12 protein-coding genes are annotated in these 12,794 nt (G+C 72.7%); 3 read left to right on the plus strand and 9 right to left on the minus strand.

Annotation, left to right across the window (positions count from 1 at the left end; translation table 11 throughout):
* Nucleotides 1-100 precede the first annotated feature (100 nt).
* The 6 genes from sucB to cobU form a co-directional block, all read right to left on the minus strand.
* Nucleotides 101-1,894 (minus strand): 2-oxoglutarate dehydrogenase, E2 component, dihydrolipoamide succinyltransferase, encoded by a 1,794-nt coding sequence (sucB, locus tag OG500_RS27445; protein WP_327069520.1) that lies wholly within the window; start codon nucleotides 1,892-1,894, stop codon nucleotides 101-103.
* Nucleotides 1,895-1,962: 68 nt separating this feature from the next.
* Nucleotides 1,963-3,351, minus strand: coding sequence for a dihydrolipoyl dehydrogenase (lpdA, locus tag OG500_RS27450; RefSeq protein WP_327069521.1), 1,389 nt, complete (start codon nucleotides 3,349-3,351; stop codon nucleotides 1,963-1,965).
* Nucleotides 3,352-3,818: 467 nt separating this feature from the next.
* Nucleotides 3,819-5,312 (minus strand): leucyl aminopeptidase, encoded by a 1,494-nt coding sequence (locus tag OG500_RS27455; RefSeq protein WP_327069522.1) that lies wholly within the window; start codon nucleotides 5,310-5,312, stop codon nucleotides 3,819-3,821.
* Nucleotides 5,313-5,548: 236 nt separating this feature from the next.
* Nucleotides 5,549-6,325 carry an adenosylcobinamide-GDP ribazoletransferase gene (locus OG500_RS27460; RefSeq protein WP_442907151.1) on the minus strand — a complete coding sequence of 259 codons (777 nt, stop codon included), beginning with the start codon at nucleotides 6,323-6,325 and terminating at the stop codon, nucleotides 5,549-5,551.
* A complete protein-coding gene (locus tag OG500_RS27465) occupies nucleotides 6,322-7,434 on the minus strand; it encodes a nicotinate-nucleotide--dimethylbenzimidazole phosphoribosyltransferase (protein WP_329584050.1) in 1,113 nt (370 codons plus the stop codon). The genes OG500_RS27460 and OG500_RS27465 overlap by 4 nt, the downstream gene beginning before the upstream one ends.
* 64 nt (nucleotides 7,435-7,498) lie before the next feature.
* On the minus strand, nucleotides 7,499-8,065 hold the full coding sequence (gene cobU, locus OG500_RS27470) for a bifunctional adenosylcobinamide kinase/adenosylcobinamide-phosphate guanylyltransferase (protein ID WP_442907069.1): 567 nt from the start codon (nucleotides 8,063-8,065) through the stop codon (nucleotides 7,499-7,501).
* Between the two features lie 135 nt (nucleotides 8,066-8,200).
* Between cobU and OG500_RS27475 the strand changes: the two genes are divergently transcribed.
* Nucleotides 8,201-8,401: a hypothetical protein gene (locus tag OG500_RS27475; protein WP_329584051.1), complete on the plus strand. Its 201-nt coding sequence runs from the start codon at nucleotides 8,201-8,203 to the stop codon at nucleotides 8,399-8,401.
* Nucleotides 8,402-8,432: 31 nt separating this feature from the next.
* Here OG500_RS27475 and OG500_RS27480 read toward each other — a convergent pair whose 3' ends face one another.
* A complete protein-coding gene (locus OG500_RS27480) occupies nucleotides 8,433-9,149 on the minus strand; it encodes a class I SAM-dependent methyltransferase (RefSeq protein ID WP_327069525.1) in 717 nt (238 codons plus the stop codon).
* Nucleotides 9,150-9,427: 278 nt separating this feature from the next.
* Nucleotides 9,428-10,027, minus strand: a complete 600-nt coding sequence (locus tag OG500_RS27485; RefSeq protein ID WP_327069526.1) for a DUF3043 domain-containing protein — start codon at nucleotides 10,025-10,027, stop codon at nucleotides 9,428-9,430.
* Nucleotides 10,028-10,278: 251 nt separating this feature from the next.
* Here OG500_RS27485 and OG500_RS27490 point away from each other — a divergent pair, with 251 nt between their 5' ends.
* Nucleotides 10,279-11,088, plus strand: a complete 810-nt coding sequence (locus OG500_RS27490) for a PspA/IM30 family protein (protein ID WP_327069527.1) — start codon at nucleotides 10,279-10,281, stop codon at nucleotides 11,086-11,088.
* A gap of 35 nt (nucleotides 11,089-11,123) precedes the next feature.
* Entirely contained in the window at nucleotides 11,124-11,417 is a 294-nt protein-coding gene (pspAA, locus tag OG500_RS27495) for a PspA-associated protein PspAA (RefSeq protein WP_327069528.1), read from the plus strand.
* A gap of 78 nt (nucleotides 11,418-11,495) precedes the next feature.
* Here the strand turns inward: pspAA and nadA are convergent, their stop codons facing one another.
* Nucleotides 11,496-12,677, minus strand: coding sequence for a quinolinate synthase NadA (gene nadA / locus OG500_RS27500; protein WP_327069529.1), 1,182 nt, complete (start codon nucleotides 12,675-12,677; stop codon nucleotides 11,496-11,498).
* Between the last annotated feature and the right edge of the window lie 117 nt (nucleotides 12,678-12,794).

Consider the following 12,794-nt stretch of genomic DNA (forward strand, 5'->3'; position numbering starts at 1 on the left):
GGGTGGCGGGCCGTGCCGTGGTGTGCTCGGAAACGCCGTCGGCCGGCCCGCCCCGAGCGGGGCGGGCCGGCCGACGTTCACCGCTGACGGCAAGCCGGGGCTACAGGCCGAGCTCGACCTCGAACTCGCCGGACTCCAGGATCTCCTTGACGGCCACCAGGTAGCGGGCGGCGTCGGCGCCGTCCACCAGGCGGTGGTCGTAGGAGAGCGACAGGTAGGTCATGTCGCGGACGGCGATGACGGTGCCCTCCTCGGTCTCGATGACCACGGGGCGCTTGACCGTCGCGCCGATGCCCAGGATGGCGACCTGGTTCGGCGGCACGATGACGGTGTCGAACAGCGCACCGCGCGAGCCGGTGTTGCTGATGGTGAAGGTGGCGCCGGACAGCTCGTCCGGGGTGATCTTGTTGCCGCGCACCTTGCTGGCCAGCTCGGCGGTCTTCTTGGAGATACCGGCCAGGTTGAGGTCGCCCGCACCCTTGATGACCGGGGTCATCAGGCCCTTCTCGGAGTCCACCGCGATACCGATGTTCTCGATGTCGAAGTAGGTGATGGTGCCCTCGGCCTCGTTGATCCGGGCGTTGATCGAGGGGTGGCTCTTCAGGGCCTGGGCGGCGGCCTTGACGAAGAACGGCATCGGGGACAGCTTCACGCCCTCGCGGGCGAGGAAGGCGTCCTTGGCCTTGCCGCGCAGCTTCATGACCTTGGTGACGTCCACCTCGACCACGCTGGTCAGCTGGGCCTGCTCGTGCAGGGCCTTCAGCATGTTGTCGCCGATGACCTTGCGCATCCGGGTCATCTTGACCGTCTGTCCGCGCAGCGGCGACGGCGCGGCGGCAGCGGCCTTCGGCGCGGCGGCAGCCGCGACCGGGGCCGGCGCAGCGGCGGCGGCAGCAGCGGCCTCGGCGGCGGCGACCACGTCCTGCTTGCGGATCCGACCGCCGACGCCGGTGCCGGCGACGGTGGAGAGCGCGACGCCGTGCTCGGCGGCGAGCTTGCGGACCAGCGGGGTGACGTAGGCGTCACCGGCGTCGGCGGCGGGGGCGGCCGGAGCGGCGACCGGGGCCGGAGCAGCCGGCGCGGGGGCCGGGGCAGCGGGGGCGGCAGCCGGGGCCGGAGCGGCCGGGGCGGCGGCGACCGGGGCCGGAGCGGCCGGGGCCGGGGCAGCGACCGGAGCCGGGGCCGGAGCAGCCGGCGCGGGGGCCGGGGCGGCAGGGGCGGCAGCCGGGGCCGGAGCGGCAGGGGCGGCCGGAGCAGCCGCGACCGCGCCCGCCGCGCCGATCAGCGCGAGCTGGGCGCCGACCTCGGCGGTCTCGTCCTCGCCGACCAGGATCTTCACCACGACGCCGGCGACCGGCGAGGGGATCTCGGTGTCGACCTTGTCGGTCGAGACCTCGAGCAGCGGCTCGTCGACCTCGACGGTGTCACCCTCGGCCTTGAGCCAGCGGGTGACGGTGCCCTCGGTGACCGACTCGCCCAGGGCGGGGAGCAGCACCGGGGTGGCGTCGCCGGCGGGGGCGGCCGGAGCGGTGACCGGGGCCGGAGCAGCCGGCGCGGGGGCCGGGGCAGCGGGGGCGGCGACCGGGGCCGGAGCGGCCGGGGCCTCGGCGGCCGGGGCCTCGGCGGCCGGGGCGGCAGCCGCGACCGGGGCGCCCGAGCCGTCGTCGATGATCGCCAGCTCGGCGCCCACCTCGACCGTCTCGTCCTCGGCGACCTTGATCGACGCGAGGATGCCGGAGGCCGGCGCGGGGATCTCGGTGTCGACCTTGTCGGTCGACACCTCGAGCAGCGGCTCGTCGGCCTCCACTCGCTCGCCCTCGGCCTTCAGCCAGCGGGTGACAGTACCTTCGGACACGCTCTCGCCCAGCGCGGGCAGCGTTACTGAGACCGCCATGGTTTCAGCGACTCCTATCAAGTCTTGCGTTCAGGAAGTTCAGGGAATGTAAGGACGGGCTGGCGCGATCAGTCGTGCGCGTGCAGCGGCTTGCCGGCCAGGGCCAGGTGGGCCTCGCCCAGCGCCTCGGACTGGGTCGGGTGGGCGTGGATGAGCTGCGCGACCTCGGCGGGCAGCGCCTCCCAGTTGTAGATGAGCTGGGCCTCGCCCACCTGCTCACCCATGCGGGCGCCGACCATGTGGACACCCACCACGGCGCCGTCCTTGACCTGGACGAGCTTGATCTCGCCGGCGGTCTTGAGGATCTTGCTCTTGCCGTTGCCGGCCAGGTTGTACTTGAGCGTGACGACCTTGTCCTTGCCGTACAGCTCCACGGCCTTGGCCTCGGAGATGCCGACCGAGGCGACCTCGGGGTTGGAGTAGGTGACCCGCGGCACGCCGTCGTAGTCGATCGGCACGGCCTTGAGGCCGGCCAGCCGCTCGGCCACCAGGATGCCCTCGGCGAAGCCGACGTGCGCCAGCTGCAGGGTCGGGGCCAGGTCGCCGACGGCCGAGATGGTGGGCACGTTGGTGCGCATGTACTCGTCGACCAGGACGTAGCCGCGGTCCATCGCGACCCCGGCCTCCTCGTAGCCGAGGCCCGCCGAGACGGGGCCGCGGCCGATGGCGACGAGCAGCAGGTCGGCGTCGATCTGCTTGCCGTTCTCGGTGGAGACGCGCACACCGGTCTCGGTGTACTCCACGCCCGAGAAGCGGGCCTTGAGCTCGAACTTGATGCCGCGCTTGCGGAAGGCGCGCTCCAGCAGCTTGGAGGAGTTCTCGTCCTCCAGCGGAACCAGGTGCGGCAGGGCCTCGACGATGGTGACGTCGACGCCGAAGGACTTCCAGACGGAGGCGAACTCGACACCGATCACGCCGCCGCCGAGGATGACGGCCGACTTCGGGATCCGGTCGAGCTTGAGGGCGTGGTCGGAGGAGATGACCCGGTCGCCGTCGATGGCCAGGCCCGGCAGCGACTTCGGCACGGAGCCGGTGGCGAGGACGATGTGGCGGCCCTCGACCCGCTGGCCGTTGACATCCACCGAGGTCGGCGAGGAGAGCCGGCCCTCGCCCTGGATGAAGTGCACCTTGCGGGAGGCGACCAGGCCCTGCAGGCCCTTGTACAGGCCGGCGATCACGTCGTCCTTGTACTTGTGGACGCCGTTGATGTCGATGCCCTGGAAGGTTGCCAGCACGCCGAACTCGGCGGCTTCCTTCGTCTCGTCCGCGATCTCGGCGGCGTGCAGCAGCGCCTTGGTGGGGATGCAGCCCCGGTGCAGGCAGGTACCGCCCAGCTCGCCCTTCTCGATCAGGGCCACGCTCAGACCCAGCTGAGCGGCGCGGAGCGCCGCGGCGTAACCGCCGCTTCCGCCTCCGAGAATGACTACGTCGAAAACGGTGCTGGCGTCGTTCGCCACGTCACGTCCTCCATGCCATGGGGTGTGGATCCGTCCGGGCCGGTGCTGGTCCGGTGTGCGGGAAGCCCTTGTGGGGCGCCCAGTCGTGCCGGAAATACATCTTCGCACTTGTTCACGGCCGCTGGTGTCGGGGTCCACCCTGCGGGGGGTGTGCGACCGCCTCCGCAGGGCTGCGAAGACCCGTCGTCGACCCTGTCGACGCAGGTCAACGCGGCCTTGACGCGGCCCGGCTGGGCGGTCGTGCCGATCCGTCCGGGCCGGGATTCCACCCTGTGGAACAAAGTTTCGCCGGAGGCGAACAGCGGTCGAATCCGCAGGTGGACGGCCCCTGACTGCTACTGATCGGTAACCGGCGGAAAAATCGATACATCGACAACTAGCCCGGTCGGGCCGCTGTCCGGACGGGCCGGAAAGGCCGAGGGGGCCCGGCGTCCAGTGACACCGGGCCCCCTCGCTCAGCGTAAGGCTCAGCCCTGCGCGGTCTCCTGCGCGAGCTGCACCAGGGTGCGCACGGCGCTGCCGGTGCCGCCCTTGGGGGTGTAGCCGTACGGCGCGGCCTCGTGGAAGGCCGGGCCGGCGATGTCCAGGTGGCCCCAGTCGATGCCGTCGGCCACGAACTCCTGCAGGAAGATGCCGGCCGTCAGACCGCCACCCATCCGCTCGCCCATGTTGGCCAGGTCGGCCACCGGCGAGTCCATGCCCTTGCGCAGCTCGGCCGGCAGCGGCATCGGCCAGGACTGCTCGCCCGCGCGCCCGGCGACGGCGTGCAGCCGGTCGCGGAAGTCGTCCGAGTTGGCCATCACACCGAAGGTGCGGGTGCCCAGCGCCATCACCATCGCGCCGGTCAGGGTGGCCACGTCGACGATCGCGTCCGGGGTCTCCTCGCCGGCCCGCACGATCGCGTCGGCCAGCACCAGGCGGCCCTCGGCGTCGGTGTTGAGCACCTCGACGGTCTTGCCGCCGTACATCCGCAGCACGTCGCCGGGGCGGGTGGCCGAGCCCGAGGGCATGTTCTCGGCCAGCGCCAGCCAGCCGGTGACGTTGACGGCCAGGCCCAGGCGCTTGGCGGCGACCACGGCGGCGAACACGGCGGCGGCGCCGGACATGTCGCACTTCATGGTCTCGTTGTGGCCGGCCGGCTTGAGCGAGATGCCGCCCGAGTCGTAGGTGATGCCCTTGCCGATGAAGGCCAGCGTGGCCTTGGCCTTCGGGTGGGTGTAGGCCAGCTTGACCAGGCGGGGCGGGTTGGCCGAGCCGATGCCGACGCCCAGGATGCCGCCGAAGCCGCCCTTGGCCAGCGCCTTCTCGTCGAGCACCTCGACCTTGATGCCGTGCTCCTTGCCGGCCGCCTGCGCGATGGCGGCGAAGGCCTTGGGGTGCAGGTCGTTCGGCGGGGTGTTGATCAGGTCGCGGGCCCGGTTCATCTCCTCGCCGAGCACGGTGGCGCGCTCCAGGCCGGCCTTGGCGTCCTTGCTGCCCTTGCGGGTGGTCAGCACGATCAGCTCGCCGACCGGCTCCTTGCCGCCGCCGTTGGTGCGGTAGGCGGTGAAGTCGTAGGCGCCCAGCAGACCGCCCAGGGCCACGGCCTCGACCTGCTCGGCCGACTCGGCCGGCAGCGCCAGGCCGGCCTTCTTCGCGCCGGCCAGGGTGCGCGCGGCAACGCCGGCGGCCCGGCGCAGCGCCTCCTCGGTGTAGCCGGCATCGGCAGCCTCGCCCAGGCCGACGGCCAGCACGAAGCCGGCCTTCAGGCCGGCCGGAGCGGCCAGCTTCACCGTCTCACCCTCGGCGCCGGTGGCGCCCAGGGTGGTCAGAACGTCGGCCAGCTTGCCGTCGAAGGCCTCGACCAGTGCCTCGGCGCCGGGGGCCACGACCAGGCCCTTGGGGCCCTTCGCCACGCCGACGACCACGGCATCCGCGCGCAGCGCGGCGGCGGAGGAGGTGCTCACAGACAATGCAGTCACGTATTTGCGTCCTGTTCTTTCGCGGTCCACGGCCGGATTTATGCGGTATGGCAACAGCCCCAGCATGCTCCGCCGTGACGGCGCAGGGCTACAGTGCTCACCGCATGGTAGTCCGCATGGTGGGATACCGCCGCGCCCGGGCGTCCGTAAGGATTCGGGACGGATTTCGGGGCAGATTCCGCACGGGTTCACCGGGGTTGAGTACGGCCGCAGCCGCCGCGGGGTTCACCTCGGGCTCACGGGCCGAGGGCGAGCACCAGCAGTGCGGCCAGTGCCGCCGTCTCCACCAGCGCGCCGAGCACGTCGCCGGTGATCCCGCCGAACCGGCGCAGGCAGCGCTGCAGCAGTGCGGCGGCGGCCAGTTGACCGAGCATCAGGGCGAGGGCGTAGCGCGGGTGGGCGCCCAGCAGGGCCAGCCCCGCGGCGCTGAGCAGAGTGGCGGTCAGCGCCGCCGGCAGTGGCACGGTGGCGGCCACCATCGCCCCCAGGCCGCCAGGCCGGGCGGCGGGCACCGAACGCAGGCAGCCCCAGCCGAGCGCGCACCGCCCGGCCACCGCGGCGGTCAGCACGGCGAGCGCACCGCGCCCTTCGGAGTGTGCGAACTGACTGCTCAGCGCCGCGATCTGAGCGAGCATCAGCAGTACCAGGCTGAGCACGCCGAACGGGCCGATGTCGGACTGCTTCATGATCCGCAGCGCGTCCTCGGCGGGCTTGCCGCTGCCCAGCCCGTCGGCCACGTCCGCCAGCCCGTCCAGGTGCAGCCCGCGGGTCAGCGCGGCCAGGGCGGCGACGGAGGCCACCGCGCCGAGCAGCGGCCCGCCGCGCCAGCAGACCAGCACCCCCAGTCCGCCGGCCGCCGCGCCCAGCACCAGCCCGACCAGCGGCGCGGCGATCATCGCCCGGCCGCCCGCCTCCCGGTCCCAGCGCGCCACCCGTACCCGCAGCACGGAGAGCGTCCCGAAGGCGAACCGCAGTCCGGGCAGGCGGAGTTCGCGAGCTTCAGCGGCGCTCAGAGCCGGCCCAGCAGCTCGGCGGCGGTGGGCAGCCTGGCGGGCTCCGCGGGCGCCGCCGGGGCGGGCACGAAGGACTCCTCGGCGAGCGTGTCGGAGGCGGCCTGCAGCAGCGGCAGGGCCAGCAGGGCGCCGACGCCCTCGCCCATGGTGACCTGATGGTCGTGCAGCGGGGTCAGGGTGAGCCGGTCGTAGGCCTTGGCCAGTGCGGGCTCACCGGTCAGCAGCGCGGCCCGCCACCACTCCGGGGCGCGGAAGGAGATCCGCTGGGCGATCAGCGCGCAGGCGGCCGAGACCACGCCGTCCAGCACCACCGGCAGCCGCCGCACGGCGGCCTGCAGCAGGAAGCCGGTCATCGCCGCGAAGTCGGCGCCACCGGTGGCCGCGAGCAGACCCAGCTGGTCGCCGAGCACGGGGCGGGCGCGCCGCAGCGAGTCGCGGATCGCGGCGCACTTGACCATCCAGGTCCGGTCGTCGATGCCCGAGCCGCGGCCGCAGACCGCGGCGGCGTCGGTGCCGCAGAGCGCGCCGATCAGCACGGCCGCCACCGTGGTCGAGCCGACCCCGAGGTCGCCGAGCAGCACCAGGTCGGTGCCGAGGTCGGCCTCCTCGTCGGCGATCGCCATGCCGATCCGGAACGCCTGGGCGGCCTCGTCGGCGCTCAGCGCGTCCTCGGTGTCGATCCGCCCCGAACCACGGCGCACCCGGTAGCGGCTGACCTCGAAGCCGAACTCCTCGGCGTCCGCGTCCACCGCCAGGTCGATCACCCGCAGCCCGGCACCGTAGCGGCGGGCCAGCCGGGCCACCGGCGCGCTGCCGTCCAGGGCCGCGCGCACCCGCCGTACGGTGCCGCCGTCGGCCGGCAGTTTGGAGAGCCCGAGCGAGGCGATGCCGTGATCGGCGGCGAAGAGCAGCACCTTGGGCGCGCTGAGCGCGCGTGCCCGGGTGCCCCCCTGGACGGAGGCGAGCCAGCTGCCCAGCTCCTCCAGCTGACCCAGACCGCCGCGCGGCTTGTCCAGCGCCAGCCAGCGATCCTCGGCGGCGCGCCGGGCGACGTCGTCGGGGCGCTCCACGAGCGAGGCGAAGGAATCGAGATCCACAGTGGTGTCCATCGTGCGGAACCATACCAACCGGGGGTCGGGCTGTCCGGGGTGCGGCGGGCTTCTCACCCAGGGGTCAGCCGGTGGCGGGCCGGCCGCCCCCCTTGATCGTCATGGTCTGCCCGGCCACCACCAGCAGCACCTGGTCCGCGGCCTCGGCCACCGCCATGTTCAGCCGGCCCAGGGTGTCGCGGAAGCGCCGCCCGGCCGCGGTGGCCGGCACCACGCCCAGCCCCACCTCGTTGCTCACCGCCACCACCCGGCGCCCGGTGTGCCGCACTGCCTCGGCCAGCTCGGCGCACCGCTGCTCCACCGCGCGGGCGGCGCCCTGCTCCCAGGCCGCGTCGTCCCAGGCGTCCGCCTGATCCATCACGGTGGTCAGCCAGAGCCCCAGGCAGTCGATCAGCACCGGTGCCGGGTCGGTGCCGTCGGCCAGCACCGGCACCAGGTCGACGGTCTCGGCGGTGCGCCAGCCCGCCGGACGCCGCTCGCGGTGCAGGGCGATCCGCCGCGCCCAGTCGGCGTCGTCCTCCCGGTGGCCGCCGGTGGCCAGGTACAGCACGTCGGGCTGGTCGAGCAGCAGCGCCTCGGCCCGGGTGGACTTGCCGGACCGGGCGCCGCCGAGGATCAGGGTGCGAGTCATGCGGCCCATCCTGCTGCACGGGGTTGAGCGGCGGTGCGGCGGGCAGCCTGACCCCTGCGCGGTAGCCTGCGCGGACATGCGGATCGAGCACCGGCCGGCCAGCGCCGGCGGGCAGCGGAAGTGAGGGAGCCGGGCATGGTGTGGACGTGGCGGTACGAGGCGGCGGACGGCGCGGTCGTCACGCCGGCCGGCGAGGACGAGGAGTTCTCCAGCCAGGGCGACGCCGAGTCGTGGATCGGCGAGGAGTGGAAGCGGCTGCTGGCGGACGGCGTCGAGCGGGTGGTCCTGCTGGAGGACGACCAGGAGATCTACCCGATGAGCCTGCGCGAGGCCTGACAGCCGTAGCGCCCGGACCGGCCGCGTGCGGCTACTTGGTCCCGACCAGGTGGAGCATCGCGGCGACCTGCCGGTACGGGTCCTCGCGCCCGGCCCGGTCCTCGGCCTCCAGCAGCTGGCCGAGCTGGCGCCCGTCGACCGGTGCGGCGTGGTCCGGCATGGCGTCGGTGAAGATCCGCACGCCGTACCAGTGCCGCAGCGGCACCGCGACCTCGCGCAGCGTGGTGACCAGGTCGCACAGCCGGTCGGCCCGGGCGGTCAGGCCCAGCCGGTTGGTGTAGTGGTCGGAGTCGAAGGCCTGCAGCGCCGCGCGCCAGTCGCCGGTCAGTCCGGCCCGCATGGCCAGCGCGTCCCGGTTGCGGGCCAGCAGCGAGAGCAGGCCGCCGGGCGCGATCATCCGGGCCAGCGAGGCGATCAGCGGGTCCGGGTCGGGCAGGTACATCAACACGCCGTGGCAGAGCACCACGTCGAAGCTGCCGGGCCCGAACCAGCGCCCGCAGTGGTGGCCGTCGCCGCTCAGCAGCCGGACCCGCTCGCGGACCTCCGGCGGCTCGGCGGCCAGCATCGCCTGGGCGGCGCCGAGCGTGACCGGATCCGCGTCCAGCCCGGTGACCAGGTGGCCGGCCCGGGCCAGCCGCACCGCCTGGGTGCCCTGGCCGCAGCCGACGTCCAGCACCCGCAGCGGGGTCAGCTGGGCACGCTCGCCGAAGTGCGCGGCGAGCTGCTCGGCCAGCTGGCGGGCCACCATCTCCTGGCGGACCAGGTTGTGCAGGCCGCCCTGGCGCTCCAGCCAGGCCCCCGCCCCGCCGGCGAAGGAGCCGCTGCGGGCCGGCAGCCCGTGCGGGTTGCCGTAGGAGGGGGCGGGGCCGCCGGGGTGGCCGCCGGGATGGGGGGTGCCGTAGCCGTACCCCGCCTGCTGCGGGTCCCGGTCGTGCTGGCCCCCCAGCTGGCCGGGCAGCGCGTACAGACCGGATCCCGACGCGTTCTGCGCGGCGGGGGCCCAGTCGTACGGCAGCGGCTCGGCGGTCAGGGGTGCTCGCCCCGCTTCACCTGCGGCTTGGGCAGCCGCAGTCGACGCATCTGCAGGTTGCGCATCAGGCCGTAGCCGACCGCGCCGCGGTGGCTCTCCTCCGGGAACCGGTTGGCCAGCGACTTGCGCAGCCCGAGGCCCAGGCGCAGGAAGTCGACGATGACCAGCACCAGGAAGAGGGCGAAGAGCAGCGTGGAGAGCAGCTGCAGCGCCGGCACGCGCAGCACGCTGAGCACCAGGATCACCACGGCGAACGGCAGGAAGAACTCGGCCAGCGACCAGCGCGAGTCCATGTAGTCGCGGGTGAAGCGGCGCACCGGGCCCTTGTCGCGGGCCGGCAGCGCGCGCTCGTCACCGTTGAGCAGCGCGAGGCGCTGCTTCTCGCGCTCTGAGCGCATGCGCTCGCGCGACTGCTTGGCGGCCTCCTTGCGGTCCTTGGGGACCGTCACCCGGGTGCGCCGGTTGGCCTCGGCCTCGCTGCGCTTGGGCGTCGGGCGGCCCTTGGGGGCCTGCGGGTCGCGGCCTGCGGGCGCGTCGTCCTGCTCGGCCAGCACGGTGGCGGAGGAGGGGGATTCGTCTGAACGGCGTCGGAACACACGACAAGCGTACGTGCTGGCCTCCCGAACACCCCCATCCCCCGAGGCATCGCCCCGGGGCCCTGTCAGGGAGCGGGCCGGGAGATCCACCTGGGGTAGGAGGCAGCGGGGCCGCGGCCGTAGCACTCTTGTTGCAGGTAGGTGTACTGCGGTGGTGACCCCGCTGCACATACACTCGCAGTAGATTTCGGTACGAGATAGAAACCGCAGGCCGGAGAAGGGGGCACCCGAGGCCCATGAGCGACGGAATCATGAAGCGTATGGGGCTGATCTTCAAGTCCAAGGCCAACAAGGCCCTGGACCGTGCAGAAGATCCGCGCGAGACGCTCGACTACTCGTACCAGAAGCAGCTTGAACTGCTGCAGAAGGTGCGCAGGGGCGTGGCGGACGTCGCCACCTCGCGCAAGCGCCTGGAGCTGCAGCTGACGCAGCTCCAGCAGCAGTCCGCGAAGTACGAGGACCAGGGCCGCAAGGCGCTCTCCCTGGGCCGTGAGGACCTCGCGCGCGAGGCGCTCACCCGCAAGTCCGCGATGCAGTCGCAGATCAACGACCTGGAGGTGCAGTACCAGCAGCTCCAGGCCGAGGAGGAGAAGCTCACGCTCGCCTCCCAGCGGCTGCAGGCCAAGGTGGACGCCTTCCGCACCAAGAAGGAGACCATCAAGGCCACCTACACCGCCGCCCAGGCGCAGACCCGGATCGCGGAGTCCTTCTCCGGGATCTCGGAGGAGATGGGCGACGTGGGCCTCGCGATCCAGCGGGCCGAGGACAAGACCGCGCAGATGCAGGCCCGTGCCGGTGCGATCGACGAGCTGCTCGCCTCGGGCGCGCTGGACGACTCCAGCGGCCTGGGCCGCAAGGACGACATCGAGGCCGAGCTGGAGCGGGTGGCCGGCGGCAGCGACGTCGAGCTGGAGCTGGCCCGGATGAAGGCCGAGCTCGGCGGTGGGCCCTCGTCGGGCCCGGCCGCGATCGAGCAGGGCAACGGTGGTGGCGCTCAGCAGCACGGTGGTGGCCAGGCACAGCAGGACACCCCGCCGCCGAGCATCAACTACCACAAGTAACGTCGGCCGCTTCGACAGCAGGGAGAGACGCCAGCATGATCATGAGGATCATGGGTGAGGGCCAGTTCCAGGTGGCGGACGAGCACCTGAACCGGCTGAACCAGCTCGACGACGAGCTGCTCACCGCTCTGGAATCGGGGGACGAGAAGGCTTTCCGGGCCAGCCTGGGCAGCCTGCTCAGCGCGGTCCGCGAGGTCGGTTCCCCGCTGCCGGACGACTCGCTGGAGCCGTCCGAGCTGATCCTGCCGGACGAGGGCGCGTCGCTCGATCAGGTCCGCGAGCTGCTGCGGACCGAGGGCGACGGACTGATTCCGGGTCTGCCGGAGTAGGGACGAACGGCTGAGGGGCGGCACCCACCACAGGTGGGCGCCGCCCCTCAGCCGTTCGCGCTGCCTCGGCCGGTGCCGTTACGGCAGGGCCAGCATCCGGTCCAGCGCGGCCTTGGCGTACTTCTCGGTCTCCGGGTCGACGGTGATCACGTTCGGCACCCGCCCCTCGACCAGCGACTCCAGCGCCCAGACCAGGTGCGGCAGGTCGATCCGGTTCATCGTGGAGCAGAAGCAGACCGAGCGGTCCAGGAAGACGATCTCCTTGTCCGGGTGCGCCTTGGCGAGGCGGCGGACCAGGTTGAGCTCGGTGCCGATCGCCCACTTGGAGCCGGGCTCGGCGGCCTCCAGGGCCTTGATGATGTACTCGGTCGAGCCCACCTCGTCGGCTGCCGCGACCACCTCGTGGCGGCACTCGGGGTGCACCAGCACGTTCACGCCCGGGATCCGCTCGCGGACCTCCGCGACCGAGTCCACCGTGAACCGGCCGTGCACCGAGCAGTGGCCGCGCCACAGGATCATCTTGGCGTCCCGCAGCTGCTCGGCGGTCAGCCCGCCGTTCGGCTTGTGCGGGTTGTAGAGCACGCAGTCGTCCAGCGAGAAGCCCATGTCCCGCACCGCGGTGTTGCGCCCCAGGTGCTGGTCCGGCAGGAAGAGCACCTTCTGGCCCTGCTCGAAGGCCCACTCCAGTGCGCGCTTGGCGTTGGAGGAGGTGCAGATGGTGCCGCCGTGCCGGCCGGTGAAGGCCTTGATGTCGGCGGAGGAGTTCATGTACGAGACCGGGACGGTGACGTCGGCTATGCCGGCCTCGGTCAGCACGTCCCAGCACTCGGCGACCTGCTCGGCGGTGGCCATGTCGGCCATCGAGCAGCCGGCCGCGAGGTCGGGCAGGATGACCCGCTGGGCGTCGCCGGTGAGGATGTCCGCGGACTCGGCCATGAAGTGCACGCCGCAGAAGACGATGTACTCGGCCTCCGGACGGCCGGCGGCGTCCCGGGCGAGCTTGAAGGAGTCACCGGTGACGTCGGCGAACTCGATGACCTCGTCGCGCTGGTAGTGGTGCCCCAGGATGAACACCCGGTCGCCGAGCTCGGCCTTGGCGGCGCGGGCGCGCTCCACCAGGTCCGGGTCGGAGGCGGGCGGGAGGTCGCCGGGGCACTCCACGCCGCGCTCGCTGTTCGGGTCGGCCTGGCGGCCGAGCAGCAGCAGGGCGAGCGGCGTGGCGGTCGGCTCGGTGAACGTGGTGTCAACGGTGGTGGTCACGGGCGGGTGCCCTCCTGATGCGGCCGGACACTCCCAGCCTTCTCGTCTATCTGACGTTATCTATGATAACCCGTTCGCGTCAGTCTGACGATGGCCATCATGTCAATGTGACACGAA

The sequence above is a fragment of the Kitasatospora sp. NBC_01250 genome, assembly GCF_036226465.1.
Lineage (GTDB): Bacteria > Actinomycetota > Actinomycetes > Streptomycetales > Streptomycetaceae > Kitasatospora.

Coding starts and splice junctions, on each gene's coding strand:
- sucB (WP_327069520.1), bottom strand. CDS start 1,894: ATGGCGGTCTCAGTAACGCTGCCCGCGCTGGGCGAGAGCGTGTCCGAA.
- OG500_RS27465 (WP_329584050.1), bottom strand. CDS start 7,434: ATGGACACCACTGTGGATCTCGATTCCTTCGCCTCGCTCGTGGAGCGC.
- cobU (WP_442907069.1), bottom strand. CDS start 8,065: ATGACTCGCACCCTGATCCTCGGCGGCGCCCGGTCCGGCAAGTCCACC.
- OG500_RS27475 (WP_329584051.1), top strand. CDS start 8,201: ATGGTGTGGACGTGGCGGTACGAGGCGGCGGACGGCGCGGTCGTCACG.
- OG500_RS27480 (WP_327069525.1), bottom strand. CDS start 9,149: ATGGTGGCCCGCCAGCTGGCCGAGCAGCTCGCCGCGCACTTCGGCGAG.
- OG500_RS27490 (WP_327069527.1), top strand. CDS start 10,279: ATGAAGCGTATGGGGCTGATCTTCAAGTCCAAGGCCAACAAGGCCCTG.
- pspAA (WP_327069528.1), top strand. CDS start 11,124: ATGATCATGAGGATCATGGGTGAGGGCCAGTTCCAGGTGGCGGACGAG.